The organism is Shewanella sp. TC10 (genome assembly GCF_009663145.1).
Classification (GTDB): Bacteria; Pseudomonadota; Gammaproteobacteria; order Enterobacterales; family Shewanellaceae; genus Shewanella.
Genome location: NZ_VKHR01000050.1, coordinates 20,736 through 39,317, shown reverse-complemented (window position 1 = coordinate 39,317; position 18,582 = coordinate 20,736). Strand labels below are relative to the sequence as shown.

General features: G+C 41.1%; 19 protein-coding genes. 7 read left to right on the top strand and 12 right to left on the bottom strand.

Annotation, left to right across the window (positions count from 1 at the left end; all coding sequences use genetic code 11):
- Nucleotides 1-93 precede the first annotated feature (93 nt).
- The gene (locus tag FNZ24_RS16100) at nucleotides 94-1,293 is read right to left on the bottom strand and encodes a potassium/proton antiporter (protein ID WP_153915808.1); all 1,200 of its coding nucleotides are present in this window, start codon (nucleotides 1,291-1,293) and stop codon (nucleotides 94-96) included.
- A 543-nt stretch (nucleotides 1,294-1,836) separates the two neighbouring features.
- On the opposite strand from FNZ24_RS16100, the gene FNZ24_RS16095 reads away from it, so the two are divergent.
- The 6 genes from FNZ24_RS16095 to FNZ24_RS16070 all read left to right on the top strand — a co-directional run bounded on the left by FNZ24_RS16095 (nucleotide 1,837) and on the right by FNZ24_RS16070 (nucleotide 6,380).
- The gene (locus FNZ24_RS16095) at nucleotides 1,837-2,646 is read left to right on the top strand and encodes a phosphate ABC transporter substrate-binding protein (protein ID WP_153915806.1); all 810 of its coding nucleotides are present in this window, start codon (nucleotides 1,837-1,839) and stop codon (nucleotides 2,644-2,646) included.
- 98 nt (nucleotides 2,647-2,744) lie between these two features.
- A complete protein-coding gene (gene pstC / locus FNZ24_RS16090) occupies nucleotides 2,745-3,650 on the top strand; it encodes a phosphate ABC transporter permease subunit PstC (protein WP_153915804.1) in 906 nt (301 codons plus the stop codon).
- Nucleotides 3,651-3,652: 2 nt separating this feature from the next.
- Nucleotides 3,653-4,531, top strand: coding sequence for a phosphate ABC transporter permease PstA (gene pstA / locus FNZ24_RS16085; protein ID WP_153915802.1), 879 nt, complete (start codon nucleotides 3,653-3,655; stop codon nucleotides 4,529-4,531).
- Between the two features lie 110 nt (nucleotides 4,532-4,641).
- A complete protein-coding gene (gene pstB, locus FNZ24_RS16080; protein WP_153915800.1) occupies nucleotides 4,642-5,391 on the top strand; it encodes a phosphate ABC transporter ATP-binding protein PstB in 750 nt (249 codons plus the stop codon).
- A gap of 141 nt (nucleotides 5,392-5,532) precedes the next feature.
- Nucleotides 5,533-5,784, top strand: a complete 252-nt coding sequence (locus FNZ24_RS16075) for a hypothetical protein (protein ID WP_153915798.1) — start codon at nucleotides 5,533-5,535, stop codon at nucleotides 5,782-5,784.
- Nucleotides 5,785-6,020: 236 nt separating this feature from the next.
- Nucleotides 6,021-6,380 carry a hypothetical protein gene (locus FNZ24_RS16070; RefSeq protein ID WP_153915796.1) on the top strand — a complete coding sequence of 120 codons (360 nt, stop codon included), beginning with the start codon at nucleotides 6,021-6,023 and terminating at the stop codon, nucleotides 6,378-6,380.
- A gap of 67 nt (nucleotides 6,381-6,447) precedes the next feature.
- Here the strand turns inward: FNZ24_RS16070 and deoD are convergent, their stop codons facing one another.
- On the bottom strand, nucleotides 6,448-7,158 hold the full coding sequence (gene deoD / locus FNZ24_RS16065) for a purine-nucleoside phosphorylase (protein WP_153915794.1): 711 nt from the start codon (nucleotides 7,156-7,158) through the stop codon (nucleotides 6,448-6,450).
- 52 nt (nucleotides 7,159-7,210) lie between these two features.
- Complete coding sequence (locus tag FNZ24_RS16060; protein WP_153915792.1) at nucleotides 7,211-8,437, bottom strand: NupC/NupG family nucleoside CNT transporter; 1,227 nt, start codon at nucleotides 8,435-8,437, stop codon at nucleotides 7,211-7,213.
- Between the two features lie 110 nt (nucleotides 8,438-8,547).
- Between FNZ24_RS16060 and FNZ24_RS16055 the strand changes: the two genes are divergently transcribed.
- Complete coding sequence (locus tag FNZ24_RS16055) at nucleotides 8,548-8,718, top strand: hypothetical protein (RefSeq protein ID WP_153915791.1); 171 nt, start codon at nucleotides 8,548-8,550, stop codon at nucleotides 8,716-8,718.
- A 115-nt stretch (nucleotides 8,719-8,833) separates the two neighbouring features.
- Here the strand turns inward: FNZ24_RS16055 and glmS are convergent, their stop codons facing one another.
- The 9 genes from glmS to atpF form a co-directional block, all read right to left on the bottom strand.
- The gene (gene glmS, locus FNZ24_RS16050) at nucleotides 8,834-10,663 is read right to left on the bottom strand and encodes a glutamine--fructose-6-phosphate transaminase (isomerizing) (RefSeq protein ID WP_153915789.1); all 1,830 of its coding nucleotides are present in this window, start codon (nucleotides 10,661-10,663) and stop codon (nucleotides 8,834-8,836) included.
- A gap of 57 nt (nucleotides 10,664-10,720) precedes the next feature.
- Nucleotides 10,721-11,491, bottom strand: a complete 771-nt coding sequence (locus FNZ24_RS16045) for a DeoR/GlpR family DNA-binding transcription regulator (protein ID WP_153915787.1) — start codon at nucleotides 11,489-11,491, stop codon at nucleotides 10,721-10,723.
- A 141-nt stretch (nucleotides 11,492-11,632) separates the two neighbouring features.
- Nucleotides 11,633-12,997, bottom strand: a complete 1,365-nt coding sequence (gene glmU, locus FNZ24_RS16040; RefSeq protein WP_153915785.1) for a bifunctional UDP-N-acetylglucosamine diphosphorylase/glucosamine-1-phosphate N-acetyltransferase GlmU — start codon at nucleotides 12,995-12,997, stop codon at nucleotides 11,633-11,635.
- Nucleotides 12,998-13,180: 183 nt separating this feature from the next.
- Nucleotides 13,181-13,609 (bottom strand): F0F1 ATP synthase subunit epsilon, encoded by a 429-nt coding sequence (locus FNZ24_RS16035; protein WP_153915783.1) that lies wholly within the window; start codon nucleotides 13,607-13,609, stop codon nucleotides 13,181-13,183.
- A 33-nt stretch (nucleotides 13,610-13,642) separates the two neighbouring features.
- The gene (gene atpD, locus FNZ24_RS16030) at nucleotides 13,643-15,034 is read right to left on the bottom strand and encodes a F0F1 ATP synthase subunit beta (RefSeq protein ID WP_153915781.1); all 1,392 of its coding nucleotides are present in this window, start codon (nucleotides 15,032-15,034) and stop codon (nucleotides 13,643-13,645) included.
- A gap of 34 nt (nucleotides 15,035-15,068) precedes the next feature.
- Nucleotides 15,069-15,929: a F0F1 ATP synthase subunit gamma gene (gene atpG, locus FNZ24_RS16025; RefSeq protein ID WP_153915780.1), complete on the bottom strand. Its 861-nt coding sequence runs from the start codon at nucleotides 15,927-15,929 to the stop codon at nucleotides 15,069-15,071.
- A 51-nt stretch (nucleotides 15,930-15,980) separates the two neighbouring features.
- Entirely contained in the window at nucleotides 15,981-17,522 is a 1,542-nt protein-coding gene (gene atpA / locus FNZ24_RS16020) for a F0F1 ATP synthase subunit alpha (protein ID WP_153915779.1), read from the bottom strand.
- 14 nt (nucleotides 17,523-17,536) lie between these two features.
- Complete coding sequence (atpH, locus tag FNZ24_RS16015) at nucleotides 17,537-18,070, bottom strand: F0F1 ATP synthase subunit delta (protein WP_153915778.1); 534 nt, start codon at nucleotides 18,068-18,070, stop codon at nucleotides 17,537-17,539.
- 16 nt (nucleotides 18,071-18,086) lie between these two features.
- On the bottom strand, nucleotides 18,087-18,557 hold the full coding sequence (gene atpF / locus FNZ24_RS16010) for a F0F1 ATP synthase subunit B (protein WP_055025454.1): 471 nt from the start codon (nucleotides 18,555-18,557) through the stop codon (nucleotides 18,087-18,089).
- Nucleotides 18,558-18,582 lie beyond the last annotated feature (25 nt).

The following is an 18,582-nucleotide window of genomic DNA, read 5'->3' as shown; positions in this document are numbered from 1 at the left end:
GAGTCGTATTGAGGCAAATGAAACAGCAAATAATGACTTAGCCAGTATTGCTGTTTCATAACCTTTGTTCTAATTCAAAGTGATATAACGAAGCTATTTTGGCGGAGTTTCTTTCTCTAAGCCCAATTTATTGGCTAAAGGTGCTATTGCGCTACCTTGAATAAAGATAGAGAACAATACAAAAAAGAACACCATATGCACGATATCAATCGCGCCAGGCACACCTGCAGCAGCAGGTATAAGAGCAAACACAATTGGTGTTGCGCCTTTTAACCCGATCATGGATATAAATAACCGTTTTTTCCAGGTCGCTTTTACAAAAGGTAAATAGCACAGTTGCACTGCCAATGGCCTTGCTACAAAAATTAATAACAAGCCAGGGATAATAGACGCCCAAAATACGGTCATTAATGTTTGCGGGAAAATCTGTAGCCCCAATACAATAAACATCAACGCCTGAGCTAACCACGATAGGCTATTAAAGAAGTGCAAGTTAACCTGCTGACCCCGTTTAATCCCATTACCAATTACCACACCAGCAATATAAGAAGCCAATAGAATATTGCCTCCCATTAATTCGGCGCCATAAGTTGCAATGATAAAGCTCGCCAAGACAAACACAGGAATGAGCCCGTATTCAGATAAACTTATTTTACTCAATAAGGTCACTGCAATTTTACCAATCAAAAAGCCTACAACTACCGCGACCAATATCTGAGTGACTAAATCTAAGCTTAACGACGACAGTGATACTGATTGCGTCGATGAAAGCGCCATTTCTGTCAGCACAATCACCATTAACATTGCTACAGGGTCATTGGTTGCTGATTCAAATTCCAAAACCGTATCGGTTTCTTCTTTTAACTTGAGCTTTTTAGATTCCAGAATTGAAAACACTGCCGCGGCATCGGTTGAAGACACAACTGCCGCGAACAATAAACAGGTAATAAAATTAAAATCGAGTAATAAGTAAAGTATTGCGGCAAATATAATCGTAGTAAAAATAACCCCAAACGAGGCTAATACTCCGCCTTCTTTATATGCGACTTTAATTTTTGCTGTAGAAGTGTTTAAGCCCCCCACAAAAACAATCACATTTAAAGCAAGCCCGCCTATCCATGCCGTTTTGTCTAGGTTGTCATAAACAAAGTTAAATTCACCATTACCTAGCGATAACCCTACACCCATGAAGATAAATAGCGACGGAATACCAAGCGTACGAGATGGGTGATGTAATAGAATGCCAATAACAATCAGAATAGACATTCCAATCATGATCATCTCGGTTGTCATAAAGCCACCTTTAGGAGTTGAATAAGTTCATTTTGATATATCGGCTTCAGGAAATATAGCCAAAGTTATAAGGGTAGAGAGTTTTATAACTTAACGGACTGTATAGCTCGACTGTAATAAAACTTTAATAAAATAATTAACTAATATTAGTTTGCGCACAATATAGCACTTTTCTTGCGGTCAAACTTAAAATAGCCTTAAACAACTATTAACACAAAACTATTCTGCCAGTTAAATTCCTACACCAAACAGACAAACAAACAGCTAGGCTGCGCACTACGCAAATTTTGCCTCACTTAAGAAAACCTCATATCTTTTTGCTAAATTATAGTTAATAAACCACAAGTGCCAACATTTAAATAACATAAACAAAACATAACCTTAGATACGTCATATAGAAAAAAAAGCGACCCATTTCACTGTAACTTTACTGTCATATTGATCTGTCTTAATGCACTCGCTTCAAATTACAGCGTTGAAAGAAGCACCCTAACTTCAGATATCCAAGACGGATATTGAAACAAATAATAAGTGGAATTTGTGATGAAAAAAGTGATTGGTTTATTAACTGCTGTTGGCTTGATGACGGCACCTCTTGTTCAAGCTGGTACAGTAACAGTATCTGGTTCAACATCTGTTGCACACGTTATGGAAGTGCTAGCAGAGAACTATCAAAACACTGCTAAAAAGAATGTTGAAGTACAAAGCACTGGCTCTTCTGCTGGTATTCGTGCAGCGAAAGACGGCACCAGCATGATTGGTATGTCTTCTCGTAACGTTAAAGAGAATGAGTTAAACGATACAACAAAAGAAATCGTTATTGCTCGTGACGGTATTGCAGCTGCAGTAAACAAAGCAAACCCAGTTCAAGACTTAACTCAAGAGCAAATTTCAAAAATCTACCGCGGCGAAATCAAAAACTGGAGCGAAGTTGGCGGCGAAGCACGTCCAATCGTTGTTGTAACACGTGAAAACGGTTCTGGTACTCGTGGTGCTTTCGAAGAAATCATGGACTTACAACGTACTGTAAATGGCCACAAAGTAACGGCTATTACTCCTACTGCTCAAGTAGGTAACGGTAACGGTATGATCAAGACTATCGTAGCGAACAACCCATACGCAATTGGTTATATCTCACTAGGTTCAGTTGATGATTCTTTAGTTGCACTAAGTGTAGGCGGTGTTGAAGCGACTGACACAAACATTGCTGCTGGAGAATACCAAATCGCTCGTCCATTCATCGTTTTAGTGAATGACCAGCCACACCCAAATGCACAAAGCTTCATCGACTTCATCATGTCAAATGACGGTCAAAGCATTGTTGCTGAAGAAGGTTACATCCGCGTTCAGTAATTACTGAAGCGATATATTAAGAGGAGCTTATGCTCCTCTTTTGTAGTTTCTATCGAATTTTAAAATGATTAATCATCAGTACGACCTCGAGGCATATGATGAATACAGCAACTAAAGTCCAATCTACAGGACTGCAACTTGCACCAAAAAAAGCCATGGACATCAAAGAAGCTTTCTTTCATGGCCTTTTCCTATGTTGCGCTATGGTTGGCGTACTATCGGTTTCCACCATCGGATGGTTTGTATTTAATGAAGGTTTACCTGCATTTAAAGAAGCAGGTGTTACTGAGTTTGTAACAGGTAAAGAATGGCTGCCACCAGCGTTATATGGCATCTTCCCGATGATTGTAGCCTCAATCATCTCTACTGCTGGCGCCGTTATGATTGGCGTTCCAATTGCAATTCTAACTGCTGTATTCCTCGCAGAAATTGCACCTAAATGGTTAGCAGATCTAGTACGTCCTGCCGTTGAACTATTAGCAGGTATTCCATCTGTTGTTTACGGTTTTTTCGGGTTGGTGATTATTGTCCCAGCTATCGAAACCCTATTTAATATTCCTGCTGGTAACACCCTTTTAGCGGGAATAATTGTATTGGCAATTATGATTTTGCCAACTGTTATTACGATTTCAGAAACTTCAATTAGAGCATTACCTTCTGTATATAAAGAAGGTGCACTCGCACTTGGGGCATCTCATGTTTACAGTATTTTTAAAGTATTAATCCCTGCAGCTAAGAGCGGCATATTAACAGGTGTAGCTTTAGGTATTGCACGCGCTATTGGCGAGACGATGGCCATTATTATGGTGATGGGCAACGCACCTGCTATGCCAGGATCAATCCTAGAACCAGCAAGAACACTAACAGCAAATATCGCAATGGAAATGTCATACGCAACTGGCATTCATTCAAGTGCATTGTATGCAACAGGTATCGTTTTACTAGCCTTCATTGTGCTACTTAACGGTTCACTGCTATATCTAAATCGCAAGAGAGCGTACTAATCATGTCTAAGTTTACTCAATCAAACTCGACTAGCTCGAAATCACTACTGTCTAGAGAAAACCAAGATAAGTTTCTTCATGGTGCTATTTGGGCAGCTGCAGGCATTACCATTATATTTTTGTTATGGGTTGTGTGGCATATCCTGTCAAATGGTCTTAGCCATGTAAGCTGGGAATTTATAACAGGGGCTTATACCCGAATTGGTGAAGCATCAGGCATTTGGGCAATGATTGTCTCAACTGTGTACATGGTATTGCTTTCATTAGCTTTCGCAGCACCAATTGGCATTATGACTGCGATATACCTTACCGAATATGCTGCGCCAGGTAGTAAACTTGTACAAGTTATCCGTTTTTGTACTGAATCATTAGCCGGTATTCCTTCAATTGTTTACGGCTTATTTGGCATGACATTCTTTGTTACCACCTTAGGTTTAGGATTTTCAATCCTCTCTGGTGCGTTGACATTAGCAATGCTGATTTTGCCAGTGATTATTCGTACCACTGAAGAAGCATTAATGGCAGTACCTATGAGCTACCGTGAAGGTGGTTATGCTTTAGGTAGCAGTAAAATTTACACTATTTGGCGCTTAATTTTACCAAGTGCTTTACCTGGAATTGTTACGTCAGTGATTTTAAGTACTGGCCGCGTTATTGGAGAGTCTGCACCGGTATTTTTAACCGCCGGTATGGTGACTCAAATTCCTGACTCTGTAATGGATTCAGGCCGAACATTGACTGTTCATTTATATAAGTTAACTCAAGAGCTATTTACTCAACATGAGTGGGATCAAGCCTATGCAACGGCAACCATATTGATTGTACTTGTGCTAATGCTGAATTTAGCGACCAAAGTAATTGCAGGTCGACTATCTAAATAGTCACGAGATAAATACTCATTGTGTCATCGGCGTGTGTATAGACACACGTCAGTACTCATAAAACGAATAGTAATAACACGTAAAAAGTCGTGTTAGATAAAGGCAAGATAATGAACAAAATTCAAGTAAACAACCTAGACCTTTTTTACGGTGAAAACCACGCATTAAAAGATATCTCAATTGATATACCACAGCGCCAAGTTACCGCGTTAATTGGTCCATCAGGTTGTGGTAAGTCAACCTTACTGCGCACACTAAACCGCATGAACGACTTAGTTGCAGGCGTTAAAATCACTGGTACCGTTGCCTTTGAAGGTGAAGATATTTACGCGGATGTTGATGTAAAACAACTAAGAATGCGTGTAGGAATGGTATTTCAAAAGCCAAACCCATTCCCAATGAGCATATACGAGAACATCGCTTTTGGTCTTAAAGCACAAGGTGTTAAAGACAAAAAGGTTCTTGATCAAGTTGTTGAAGATTCACTTCGCGGCGCAGCATTATGGGAAGAAGTAAAAGACCGTCTTAATACACCTGCGTTTGGTCTTTCTGGTGGTCAACAGCAACGTCTTTGTATTGCACGCGCTATTGCAATGGAGCCAGAGGTCATCTTAATGGATGAGCCAACCAGTGCGCTTGATCCAATTGCAACCCATAAAATTGAAGAGTTAATGGATGAATTACGTAAAAAGTTCACCATCGTGATTGTGACGCATTCAATGAACCAAGCAAAGCGTATCTCAGATAGAACCGCATTCTTTTGGATGGGTGAGTTGGTTGAGCAAGGTGAAACACATCAAGTATTTAATAACCCTCAAGACACACGTACTCAAGGGTATGTCAGCGGTGAGTTTGGTTAACCTTTTCTGATAGTTTGAGCCTCAAAAAAACTATAAAGTAAAAGCCTCCACAAAGTGGAGGCTTTTTAATATCAAACACAATACTAATAGCGAGCTTTGCTTTACCATTTAGTCATAAACTATTTTCCCTATGAGCTCACAGTGGCAAAACCAAACCCTAAAGGTCCAACCCGCACCGTTGATATTTTCTGTGCTAAGTGTAAAACCCAGCTGTTTAAGTACCGCAAAGGCGGAAAAGGCGCGTTAGTGAAGTGCTTTAAAGAGCGCATTGTCGATGACTACACCAAAACTGCTTGTGTCTGCCCTAATTGCAACATCACCTTTGCTAGAGATTGTTTAGTTCGTGGCACCCCTGCATTTAAAATGATTGGCGGCAAAGTCACCATGAAATGACTTAGTTCCTGATTAAGATACGCCACCCTTTATCAATACTCATTTTCAGGAAATTTATAACTTCAGCATTTTGGTTAGATCAAGTTCAATAAACTGAATCATTTAATAAATAAAAAACTCTAAAATTTACCTATCTATTGAGTCAGTTATCAATACAGTTACTGATTTCTAGCTAACCTTTCTAATAATTAATTCGATTTTTTATAGAATGTTTCTAGTGCGAAAAGAGGTAACAAATGAAAAGATTGATCTCTGCTGCTATTGCTAGCTGTTTACTTATTGGGCCGGTATCCGCTGCTCAACAACTTTCCACCGAAGATGCAATTGGCATGGCAGGCTTAATGTTTTGCGAGGTATTTTATAGTGATATTGATACTGAAGAGGCAGCTGCACAGACGACTGTCATCAAAAAACTATTGGCAGAAAAATATAAAACTGGCATTGAAGAAATGATGATGACGAAAAAGACGAACGACGAATTAGATATTTATATTTCACAGTTCAAATCATCTGATGAACAACAGAAGACAAGTCTATGTGTAGAGGCTATTCAATATACTCAAGACAGCAGTATTGCCAGCTTAGGAATAAGATAATCTCAATAAACACCTTGAAAGATTCCGCCCGAATGTTATCTATAGCAACCGAGCGGAGTGTTAATGTTTAATCTAAATGACTTACCGCTTCAAGAGTGAGTTTAATCATGTCATTTAAGGTTTGCTGACGTTCTTCAGCTGTTAAATGTAATCCTTGTCTTATATGGTCAGTCACAGTCATCATAGCCAATGCTTTCGCACCATATTCAGCGGCAACGCCATATAAACCGGCTGCTTCCATTTCGACACCTAAAATACCGTACTTTTCCATCAAGTCGTAACGTGATTCATCAGCACAATAAAATAAATCAGACGAATACAAGTTACCTACGTGGTAATTAGCACCTTGTTTTTCTGCCGCATCAGCCGCAAGGCGTAATAGGTTAAAGTCTGCAATCATGGCAAAATCTGTGTTAGCAAAACGGCTACGGTTAATGGCTGAATCAGTACTCGCGCCCATAGCCATTACTACATCCATTAATTTAATTTTGTCGCTAACAGCCCCACATGAACCAATACGAATAATGTTTTCAACACCGTATTCGGTAATCAGCTCTTTAGCATAAATAGAAATTGATGGTATTCCCATGCCCGATCCCATGACAGAAATACGCTTGCCATTGAATTCGCCTGTATAACCCAGCATATTGCGAACATCAGTCACTAGTTCAACATTTTCAATAAAATTGTCTGCAATATATTTAGCACGTAAAGGGTCGCCAGGCATTAAAACAGTTTTAGCAAAAGCGCCTTCTGGGGCATTAATATGTGGTGTCATCTTGTTACTCCGAAAAGCCTGCTGCGTCAGCAGGCATAAAATACAATTAAAATTAATTTGCTAGACTAAATAATAAGCCAGCAATTGTGCCGCTCATCAAGTTAGCTAAAGCAGCTGCAATTAAGGCTTTCATCCCTATTGCACTCAAGTCGTGACGGCGCTCAGGGCATAGTGCCGCTAAGCCACCAATGACCATGGCTAATGACCCTAAGTTTGCAAAGCCGCACAATGCAAAACTGATAATAATTTGAGTCTTTTCAGACAAATCATCAGCTACTTTTAAGAAATCGATATAGGCAACAAATTCATTGATCACCATTTTCTGACCAATAAATGACGCGGCTTGAGTAGCTTCACTCCAAGGTACGCCCATAATCCAAGCTAACGGCGCCAAAAAATAACCCAGAATAGCTTGCATGGTTAATTCACTAAAACCAAACCAACTTCCTACACCACCAATTAAGCCATTCACCATGGCGATAAGCCCAACAAACGCAATTAACAGCGCGGATACTGCAAGTACCTGTTGCATCCCCATTGCCGCACCATTTGCTGCTGCATCAAGGACATTGGTAGGCTTATCATCTTGCTCTTCCATCACCTTTTTAATGTCATTTCGCGGTGTTTCGGTTTCTGGCCACATCAACTTGGCAAACAATAACCCCGCAGGTGCAGTCATAAAGGCGGCAGTTAGGACATATTTAATATCCACCCCCATTTGGATATAACCAATCATGGTGCCACCAGCAACAGAAGCCAGTCCACCAGTCATCACGGCAAACAATTCTGAGCGAGTCATATGTTTTACAAATGGACGCACCATAGAGGGCGCCTCAATTGGGCCAACAAAAATATTCGCGGTTGCCGATAATGATTCAGCGCGACTAGTGCCTAATAATTTTGATAACCCGCCACCAATAACGCCGATAATAAGCTGCATGATGCCGAGGTAATAAAGTACTGCAATGAGTGCACTGATAAAGACCACGACACAAAGGACGTTAATAACAAAGATAAACCCCATGCCAAACTTGGCCAAGTCACCAAAGACAAAGGCAAGGCCTTCATTACCATAATTAATGACATGCATAACACCGTTAGATGCTGCATCCAGCATGCTCTGCCCCATAGGCAAATACATCACAAAGGCGCCAAAAGCCACTTGAAACACCAATGCACCTATCACGGTTCTAGGTTTAATTGCACTGCGGCGTTCTGATAATAAAATCGCTAAACCAATTAAGGTGCACATACCTAATAAACTGATGAAAACTTCCATACATTTTGGACTCTTTAAATAGTTATTTGCCTGCAGTGTATCTTTGTTCATCTCAGACTCAAGTGTTCTGTATCACCAAAAAAAACAATATTACTTAAATGAGAAAAACCATGAAAAACAAACCAAAAAACAATACAAAACCAACAATTTACGCACCCACAAAGAACAATAAAACGACATCAAACAAAGAAAACCAAACAAGTTTTACAACAAGAAAACACCGAGCGTTAGAAGAGAAAATATCTGGGCAAAGAAAGGTGAGTAAGGAGGCTGAACAATAGAGATCTAATAATGACAAAATTGAAAATTAAATACGTCTAGAAAGACATTTAAACGGGATAAAAGACAAAAAAGCCCCCAATATTGGAGGCTTAAAATGAATAACTCTTTAAAACTTTATTCAACTGTCACTGATTTAGCTAAGTTACGTGGTTGGTCTACATCCGTCCCTTTAATCAAGGCAACATGATAAGACAACAGCTGAAGTGGAATGGTATAAATCAATGGCGCCATAAATTCATCGCAATGCGGCACTGGAATCACTTTCATGGTGTCATCAGATTCAAACTCAGCGTCTTTATCAGCAAATACATACATAAGACCACCACGAGCTCGAACCTCTTCTACATTTGACTTAAGCTTTTCGAGTAATTCATTATTAGGTGCAACAACAATTACAGGCATATCAGCATCAATCAATGCTAATGGGCCATGTTTAAGCTCACCCGATGCATAAGCTTCTGCATGAATATATGAAATCTCTTTAAGCTTAAGCGCTCCTTCCATCGCGATTGGGTATTGATCACCACGGCCAAGGAACAATGCGTGATGTTTATCAGCAAAGTCTTCAGCAAGCTCAGCAATAGCATCATCCAAACTTAGCGCTTGCTCTACTTTAGCAGGCATAGATTGTAAGCTTTGAGTTATCTCCGCTTCCATCTCTTCTGTCATACCGTTATGACGACCAATTGCTGTAGTCAGCATTAATAAACCTGCTAACTGCACCGTAAAGGCTTTAGTAGATGCCACACCAATTTCAACACCGGCTTTCATCATATAAGCCATGTCAGATTCACGAACTAAAGATGAACCAGGTGCATTACAGATAGTCAGCGTCGCTTTATAGCCCATATCTTTAGCTAAGCGCATGGCCGCTAACGTATCTGCTGTTTCACCAGACTGTGAAATAGTCACTAATAGGCTATTTGGGAACATGTGTGATTTGCGGTAACGAAACTCAGATGCTATTTCGACGTTACAAGAAACACCTGCCAAATCTTCTAACCAATAACGTGCCGCCATACCCGCATGGTAACTCGTACCACAAGCAATGATTTGTACATGTTTAATATCTTTTAAGAAATCTGCAGCATTTTCACCAAACGCTGAATCCAATACTTTACCTGCGGCAATTCGGCCTTCAAGCGTATGGGCAATAGCGGTAGGTTGCTCATAAATTTCTTTAAGCATGTAATGACGATACTCACCTTTATCGCCAGCATCATGAGTGACTTCTGATTCTTTTACTACACGTTCTACGGCATTACCGTCAACATCAAAAATATTAACTTCACGACGAGTAATCTCTGCAACATCCCCTTCTTCTAAAAAAGCAAAAGAGCGAGTCACAGGTAATAAAGCCAATTGATCAGATGCGACAAAGTTTTCACCTAATCCATAACCCACAACTAATGGGCTTCCACTACGAGCAACAATCATACGTTCGCTGTCACGACGGTCGATAACAACCGTTCCGTAAGCACCTTCGAGTTGCTTTACTGTCGCTTGAACTGCTGCAAGTAAGGTGTCATGAATTTTTAATTCGTGGTGAACCAGATGACAAATAACCTCAGTATCTGTATCAGATGCAAATACATAGCCTAAGCCTTTAAGCATTTCACGTAATTTGTTGTGGTTTTCAATAATACCGTTATGGACTACAGCAATATCACCTTCAGAAAGGTGAGGGTGTGCGTTTCGTTCACTGGGCTCACCATGAGTAGCCCAGCGAGTATGAGCAATACCTGTTCCGCCCGCTAAAGGAGAAGAAATCAATGCATCATCAAGCTCTTGAACTTTACCTACGCGGCGCGTACGGCCTAGCTCACCTGTATTAATAATTGCGACACCTGCAGAATCGTATCCACGGTACTCAAGACGTTTTAAGCCTTCGACTAAAATTTCAGCAACATCCCTTTGCGCTACTGCGCCTACAATTCCGCACATAATTTAATACCTATTTTTGCACTTAATTTAGAAATCTAATATTAAAAGTAATTTGATTTATTTTTTATAGGGCGCCAATAATACTTTGACACCATATTGAGTAATTTTATCGACCATCTCAGCTGGTAACCTGTCATCGGTCACTAGAACACTGATGTTTCCCCAAGCAAGTTCGAGGTTGGGGATCCTGCGGCCAAACTTATCTGATTCAAGCATAACAATGACTTCACGTGAAACTTCGGCCATGACCTTGCTAAGTCCTGTTAATTCATTAAACGTAGTCGTTCCACGTTTAAGATCAATACCATCGGCTCCAATAAACAATTGATCAAAATTATATGAACGTAATACTTGTTCAGCAATTTGGCCTTGAAAAGATTCAGAGTGGGGATCCCAGGTGCCACCTGTCATAAGTAAAGTGGGTTCATTTTCTAATTCGTGGACGGCATTCGCCAATTGTAATGAATTAGTCATCACCAATAAGCCACGCATATTATCGAGTTGTTGAACTAAACCCGAAGTAGTACTCCCACTATCAATAATTATTCGGTTATGGTCTTTGATTAATTGCGCGGCTTTTTTGGCAATAGATAGCTTATTCGGCGCAATCTTAGCGCTAAATTGCTGCGTAACCTCATCAGGCACAGCAATCGCACCACCATAACGGCGCAGCAGTAATCCAGCTTCTTCTAACGTTGCTAAATCCTTTCGAATTGTGACTTCAGAAGTTTCAAATCGTAATGCTAATTCATCAACACTTACCTCACCTTGCTGAGATAAAATGCTAATAATATTATGCCTACGTTGCTGTGTATTACGTTTGTTCATATTCTTCATAAGTTTCGATTCGAAAGACAATTGTAACCAATCGAAACTTTATCAACAATATTTCTATCAGTTTTTGGTAGTTTTGAGCAGACATAAAAAACGGCCGGTTAAATAACAGGCCGCTTCTATAAGAGTTTAGGTTTATTTAGATTGTTTAACTGGTCTTGCCCAACCCTTAATATGACGCTGTTTTACACGAGTAATTACTAGCTCGCCTTCGCCAACATCTTTGGTGATAGTTGAACCAGCAGCTACTGTTGACCCCTTACCAATTGTAACTGGTGCTATAAGTTGTGAATCACTCCCAACAAAAACATTATCTTCAATAGTCGTTTGAAACTTATTAGCACCATCATAGTTACATGTAATAGTACCTGCGCCTATGTTAACCCCAGAGCCAATTTTAGCATCGCCTAAATAAGCTAAGTGTCCAGCTTTTGAACCTACTCCTAATACCGCTTTCTTCATTTCGACGAAATTACCAATATGCGCATCATCTTTTAGTTCAGCACCAGTACGTAAACGCGCAAAAGGTCCAGCACTAGCCGCTTTACCTAACTTAGCGCCTTCAACGATAGAATAAGGCTTAATCTCAGCGTTATCAGCAATATCACAATCAATTAGAATTGCGCCCGCACCAATAGTGACATTATTACCTAACGTCACTTTCCCTTGAAAAATAACATTAATATCAATCATCACATCCATGCCCACAGTCACTTCACCACGAATATCAATACGAGCAGGATCACGTAAATTTGCACCTTCGAGCATTAATTTTTCAGCGCTGCGAGCTTGATATGCTCGTTCTAGTTGTGCAAGTTGAACTCGATTGTTTGCGCCTTCAACTTCAACAGCGGATTCTGGTTGCGCAGTATTAATTGCAACTCCATCTTCTTTCGCCATCGCAACAATATCTGTTAGATAGTATTCGCCCTGGGCATTTGAATTAGATAATCGACCTAACCAAGTCTTTAACTGCTTACCTGGTACAGCCATAATACCTGTGTTTACTTCTTGAATAAGTAGCTGCTCTGCATTGGCATCTTTTTGCTCAACAATACCAACTACATTGCCATTTTCACGAACTATACGTCCGTATCCAGTTGGGTTATCTAAATTAACAGTCAAAATAGCCATGCCATCTTGTGGACGTGCTGCTAATAACTTTTCTAAGGTGGATTGTTGTATTAAAGGCACATCTCCATAAAGGATCAATACGGTATCGTCATCATTAATATTTGGGTTTGCTTGTGCGACAGCATGCCCAGTACCAAGCTGCTCAGCTTGAAGCACCCAATTAACATTTTGCTCGCCAAGCGCAGCTTGCAATTTATCTGCACCATAACCGTAAACAAGCTGAATAGTTTCGCTGCCTAATGAGTTGGCCGTATCAATAACGTGCTGCACCATACTTTTATGAGCAATAGGATGAAGTACTTTAGGTAAGTCAGAACGCATCCGTGTTCCTTTACCAGCGGCTAGAATAACTACATTTAATGACATCAGGTTTCCTTGAACTAGTATTCAGTTTTAATACGCTAATTTTAACGTAGTTTAGTTCCCGGTTGAAAGTAGGAGCTGAAATTAGAATTTTTTATTCCAATTTGATTGGCTAGATATGAATAGTTTATGAATTTCAAGCACAAAAAAGGCGACCCTAGGGTCGCCTTTTTAAAACAATAACCTTTATCTGGCAATGTTCTTTTTGATGGTTTCAACAACACGAAGTTGGGCTAAAGACTTAGCTAATTCGATTGTTGCAGCTTCATAATCGAAGTCAGCACCTGCATTAGCGATTTTCGCTTCAGCCTGTTGCTTAGCTTCAAGTGCAGCTTGCTCATCAATATCATCGGCACGCATAGCGACGTCAGCAAGAACAGAAATTGAATCAGGTTGAACTTCCAGGATACCACCTGAAAGATACATCACTTCTTCACTTCCATCTTCCTTAATCATGCGCGCCATGCCAGGTTTGATTTTAGTTAGCAAAGGAGCATGGTTAGGCATAATGCCTAACTCGCCTTCAGTACCGCTAACTTCTAAGAAGCTTACAATACCGCTGAACATGCTGTTCTCTGCACTGACTATATCAAGTTTGACTGTCATGGCTGCCATCAAGATCTCCTAAAATACTAAGCTAATGCTCAGTTATTTCTTTTTGTTAGCTTTTTCGACAGCTTCGTCGATAGAACCAACCATGTAGAACGCTTGCTCAGGAATGTGATCGAACTCACCATTCAAGATACCCTTGAAGCCACGAATTGTGTCTTTAAGAGAAACGTACTTACCAGGAGAACCTGTAAAGACTTCTGCTACGAAGAAAGGTTGAGATAAGTATTTCTCAATCTTACGTGCACGGAATACAGTTGTTTTATCTTCATCAGATAATTCATCCATACCCAAAATAGCAATAATGTCTTTCAGCTCTTTGTAGCGTTGAAGTACAGTTTGTACGCCGCTTGCTACATCGTAATGCTCTTGACCAACTACTAATGGATCTAATTGACGTGAAGTCGAATCCAGTGGGTCAACCGCTGGGTAAATACCTAGCGAAGCAATGTTACGAGACAGTACAACAGTCGCATCTAAGTGAGCGAAGGTTGTTGCTGGTGACGGATCGGTTAAGTCATCCGCAGGTACATATACCGCTTGTACAGAGGTAATAGAACCAGACTTAGTTGAAGTAATACGTTCTTGTAGAACACCCATTTCTTCAGCTAGAGTTGGTTGGTAACCTACTGCAGAAGGCATACGGCCTAAAAGTGCAGATACTTCAGTACCGGCCAAGGTGTAACGGTAGATGTTATCAACGAATAACAGTACGTCACGACCTTCGTCACGGAATTTTTCAGCCATTGTCAAACCTGACAATGCTACGCGTAAACGGTTTCCTGGAGGCTCGTTCATTTGACCATATACCATGGCTACTTTGTCGAGAACGCCAGAATCTTTCATTTCGTAGTAGAAGTCGTTACCCTCACGAGTACGCTCACCAACACCAGCGAATACAGAAAGACCCGAGTGTGCTTTTGCGATGTTGTTAATTAATTCCATCATGTTGACGGTTTTACCAACACCAGCACCACCAAACAAACCAACTTTACCACCTTTAGCGAATGGACATACAAGGTCGATAACCTTGATACCAGTCTCTAAAAGTTCTGTTGAGCTTGACTGATCTTCGTATGAAGGAGCTTCACGGTGAATTTCATAACGCTCTTCTTCACCAATGTCACCAGCTTCATCGATAGGCTCACCCAATACGTTCATGATACGGCCAAGGGTTGCAACCCCAACCGGAACAGAAATTGGTGAACCCGAGTTTACTACCTCTAGACCACGACGCAGACCATCAGAAGAACCCATAGCGATGGCACGAACAACACCACCACCTAGTTGCTGCTGAACTTCCAGCACCAAACCATTACAAGTTCCTTCACCTGTGATCTTCAGAGCGTCATATACCTGAGGTACAGAATCTTGTGGAAACTCTACGTCCACAACCGCGCCAATTACTTGGACAACAGTACCTGTGCTCATGATTAATCCTCTAAACTTGATTTCGTTACCTAACCTAAACCGCTGCAGCGCCTGAAACAATCTCCGACAATTCCTGCGTAATCGCGGCTTGTCGTGCCTTGTTGTAAACTAACTGCAAATCGCTGATCAAATCGCCTGCGTTGTCTGTTGCTGCCTTCATCGCTACCATACGGGCAGCTTGTTCAGACGCAATATTTTCGACAACACCTTGGTAAACTTGAGACTCCACATAACGAGTCAGTAATACTTCCAAAATATCTTTTGGATCTGGCTCGTAAATATAATCCCAAGGGTACTTAGCTACTTCTTCTTCCGATTTAGGCAAAGGTAGCAGCTGCTCGATCACAGGAGTCTGAGTCATTGTATTAACGAATTTGTTAAACACAATAAACAGACGATCCAGTTTACCTTCGTTGTAAGCTTGTAGCATTACTCTCACGGTACCGATTAAATCGGCTAACTTAGGCGCATCGCCTAAACCTGAGGCATGGGCAGAGACTTCTCCACCAAAGCTTTTGAAAAACTGCACACTACGTGCACCAATTGGACAAAATTCAACTTCTGCCCCTTGGTCTTTCCAGTCTTTCACGTCTGAAACAACCTTTTTGAAAAGGTTAACGTTCAAACCACCACAAAGGCCACGGTCGGTTGACACAACAATGTAACCAACCCGCTTGGCATCTCGAACTTCCAAATATGGATGTTTATATTCAAGAGTACCTTGCGCTACGTGACCGATCACCTTACGCATATGTTCTGCGTATGGACGGCTAGAAGCCATGCGTTCTTGCGCTTTGCGCATTTTGCTGGCAGCAACCATTTCCATTGCAGAAGTGATCTTTTGAGTGTTTTTAACACTCGCGATCTTGGTTTTAATCTCTTTAGCGCCGGCCATTTCTACTCTCCAATCTGGGACCGAAGGTGCCCAAAGACACCTCGATAATTATTACCAGGTTTGGGTTTCAATGAACTTGTCCATGCCCGCTTTTAATTGACTTTCAATGTCTGCGTTGTAATCGCCAGAAGCATTAATAGTATTAACAAGCTCAGCATGTTCGCTGTTCATGAATGAAAGCAGAGCAGCTTCGAAGCTACCGATTTTACTTAGTTCAACACTCTTCAAGTAGCCTTTTTCAGCTGCGAAGATTGAGATAGCTTGGGCAGCAATGCTCATAGGAGCATATTGCTTTTGCTTCATAAGTTCGGTAACACGCTCACCATGCTCAAGTTGAGCACGAGTTGCATCATCTAAATCAGATGCAAATTGTGAGAACGCAGCAAGCTCTCGATACTGTGCTAACGCGGTACGAATACCACCAGACAGTTTCTTGATGATCTTAGTCTGAGCCGCACCACCAACACGAGAAACAGAAATACCAGGGTTAACAGCTGGACGTAGTCCAGAGTTAAACAAGTCAGTCTCAAGGAAGATCTGACCATCTGTAATAGAAATTACGTTGGTCGGTACGAATGCAGATACATCACCTGCTTGGGTTTCAATAATTGGTAACGCGGTTAAAGAACCGGTTTTACCTTTTACTTCACCGTTAGTGAATTTCTCTACATAGATTTCGTTTACACGTGAAGCACGCTCTAATAAACGAGAATGTAGATAGAATACATCACCTGGGTAAGCTTCACGTCCTGGTGGACGCTTCAATAGTAGAGAGATCTGACGGTAAGCAACTGCTTGCTTAGATAGATCATCATATACGATTAAAGAATCTTCACCGCGGTCACGGAAGTATTCACCCATAGAACAACCTGAGTATGGTGCTAAGTATTGTAATGCTGCAGCTTCAGAAGCTGTTGCAACTACAACGATAGTGTTAGCTAATGCACCGTGCTCTTCAAGCTTACGTACAACGTTAGCGATAGTAGAAGCTTTTTGCCCTACAGCTACGTATACACATTTAATGCCTGAATCTTTCTGGTTGATAATTGCATCGATAGCCATCGCTGTTTTACCAGTCTGACGGTCACCAATGATCAATTCACGTTGACCACGTCCAATTGGGATCATGGCATCAACGGCTTTATAACCAGTTTGGATTGGTTGATCTACTGACTGACGTTCAATAACACCAGGAGCAATTACTTCAACAGGAGAGAAACCATCGTTTTCGATTGGTCCTTTTCCGTCAATTGGCTCACCAAGAGTGTTAACAACGCGGCCTAATAAACCGTTACCTACTGGTACTTCAAGAATACGACCAGTGGTCTTAACTTTTGCGCCTTCTGCTAAATTAGCATAAGGACCCATTACTACGGCACCGACAGAATCACGTTCTAAGTTCAACGCGATTGCAAAACGGCCACCAGGCAGTTCGATCATTTCACCTTGCATTACATCGGCAAGGCCGTGAATGCGAATGATGCCGTCACTTACTGCAACGATTGTACCTTCGTTGCGAGCTTCACTAACGACGTCGAACTGCTCGATCCGCTGCTTAATCAGATCGCTGATTTCAGTGGAATTCAGTTGCATGCTCAAACTCCCAATTACGATTGTAGCTTATCAGACAAGCGCGATAGATTACCGCTAACTGAGCCATCAATGACTAAGTCGCCTGATTTAATAATTACACCGCCAATAAGCGATGTATCTACACTACAATTCAGCTTAACTTTGCGTGCGAGACGTTTCTCAAGAGAAACACTAATTTGCTCTTGTTGCTCAGAGCTTAGCTCAGTCGCAGAAACAACAGTTGCTTCTACTTCTTTAGCCCACTCATTGCGATATTCAGCAAAAAGTAAAGATACTGTTGGCAGTATCTCTAAACGACCGTTTTCAGCCATCACCTTAATAAGGTTTTGACCTTGCGCATTCATTTGCTCACCACATACTTCAATAAATAGTGAGGCAAGTTGTGCACTAGCCAATGAACCACCTAGCAACGGCTTAATTGATTCGTTTTCACTTACCAATGCCGCGAAGTTCAGCATTTCTGCCCAATCTTCAATTGCTTTGTGTTCAACAGCAAAATCAAAAGCTGCCTTTGCATAAGGACGAGCAATGGTGCTTATTTCAGCCATAACTCCGATTCCTTAATTAAATTTCAGCAACAAGTTTATTAACTATGTCACTGTGAGCTTCTGGATCAATCGAACGTTGAAGAATCTTCTCTGCACCAGTTACGGCAAGAGTAGCAACTTGCTTACGCAAGTCATCTTTAACGCGATTACGTTCGTTTTCAATTTCAGCTTGACCTTGAGCGATGATTTTCGCACGCTCGGTATCAGCTTCAATTTTTGCTTCTTCAACTATTTGAGCTTTGCGCTTATTAGCTTGCTCAATAATTTCATTAGCAGTCGCCTTCGCTTCTTTTAGTTGCTCATTTGCTTTCGCTTGAGCCAACTCTAGATCTTTTGCAGCACGTCCTGCATCAGCTAGCCCATCGGCAATTTTCTTCTGGCGTTCTTCGATAGCGTTCATCAATGGCGGCCATACAAACTTCATGCAAAACCACACGAAGAGTGCAAAAGAAATCGCTTGGCCTAGCAGGGTAGCGTTAATACTCATAACGACAACTCCTTCTAAGGGGGGC

What these genes read in the sequence shown, in the direction of transcription:
- glmS (WP_153915789.1), bottom strand. Translation starts at nt 10,663, where the DNA reads ATGTGCGGAATTGTAGGCGCAGTAGCGCAAAGGGATGTTGCTGAAATT.
- pstA (WP_153915802.1), top strand. Translation starts at nt 3,653, where the DNA reads ATGTCTAAGTTTACTCAATCAAACTCGACTAGCTCGAAATCACTACTG.
- atpG (WP_153915780.1), bottom strand. Translation starts at nt 15,929, where the DNA reads ATGGCCGGCGCTAAAGAGATTAAAACCAAGATCGCGAGTGTTAAAAAC.
- FNZ24_RS16070 (WP_153915796.1), top strand. Translation starts at nt 6,021, where the DNA reads ATGAAAAGATTGATCTCTGCTGCTATTGCTAGCTGTTTACTTATTGGG.
- glmU (WP_153915785.1), bottom strand. Translation starts at nt 12,997, where the DNA reads ATGTCATTAAATGTAGTTATTCTAGCCGCTGGTAAAGGAACACGGATG.
- FNZ24_RS16100 (WP_153915808.1), bottom strand. Translation starts at nt 1,293, where the DNA reads ATGACAACCGAGATGATCATGATTGGAATGTCTATTCTGATTGTTATT.
- pstC (WP_153915804.1), top strand. Translation starts at nt 2,745, where the DNA reads ATGAATACAGCAACTAAAGTCCAATCTACAGGACTGCAACTTGCACCA.
- pstB (WP_153915800.1), top strand. Translation starts at nt 4,642, where the DNA reads ATGAACAAAATTCAAGTAAACAACCTAGACCTTTTTTACGGTGAAAAC.
- atpF (WP_055025454.1), bottom strand. Translation starts at nt 18,557, where the DNA reads ATGAGTATTAACGCTACCCTGCTAGGCCAAGCGATTTCTTTTGCACTC.
- deoD (WP_153915794.1), bottom strand. Translation starts at nt 7,158, where the DNA reads ATGACACCACATATTAATGCCCCAGAAGGCGCTTTTGCTAAAACTGTT.
- FNZ24_RS16035 (WP_153915783.1), bottom strand. Translation starts at nt 13,609, where the DNA reads ATGGCAGCCATGACAGTCAAACTTGATATAGTCAGTGCAGAGAACAGC.
- atpH (WP_153915778.1), bottom strand. Translation starts at nt 18,070, where the DNA reads ATGGCTGAAATAAGCACCATTGCTCGTCCTTATGCAAAGGCAGCTTTT.
- FNZ24_RS16055 (WP_153915791.1), top strand. Translation starts at nt 8,548, where the DNA reads ATGAAAAACAAACCAAAAAACAATACAAAACCAACAATTTACGCACCC.
- atpA (WP_153915779.1), bottom strand. Translation starts at nt 17,522, where the DNA reads ATGCAACTGAATTCCACTGAAATCAGCGATCTGATTAAGCAGCGGATC.
- FNZ24_RS16060 (WP_153915792.1), bottom strand. Translation starts at nt 8,437, where the DNA reads ATGGAAGTTTTCATCAGTTTATTAGGTATGTGCACCTTAATTGGTTTA.
- FNZ24_RS16095 (WP_153915806.1), top strand. Translation starts at nt 1,837, where the DNA reads ATGAAAAAAGTGATTGGTTTATTAACTGCTGTTGGCTTGATGACGGCA.
- FNZ24_RS16045 (WP_153915787.1), bottom strand. Translation starts at nt 11,491, where the DNA reads ATGAACAAACGTAATACACAGCAACGTAGGCATAATATTATTAGCATT.
- atpD (WP_153915781.1), bottom strand. Translation starts at nt 15,034, where the DNA reads ATGAGCACAGGTACTGTTGTCCAAGTAATTGGCGCGGTTGTGGACGTA.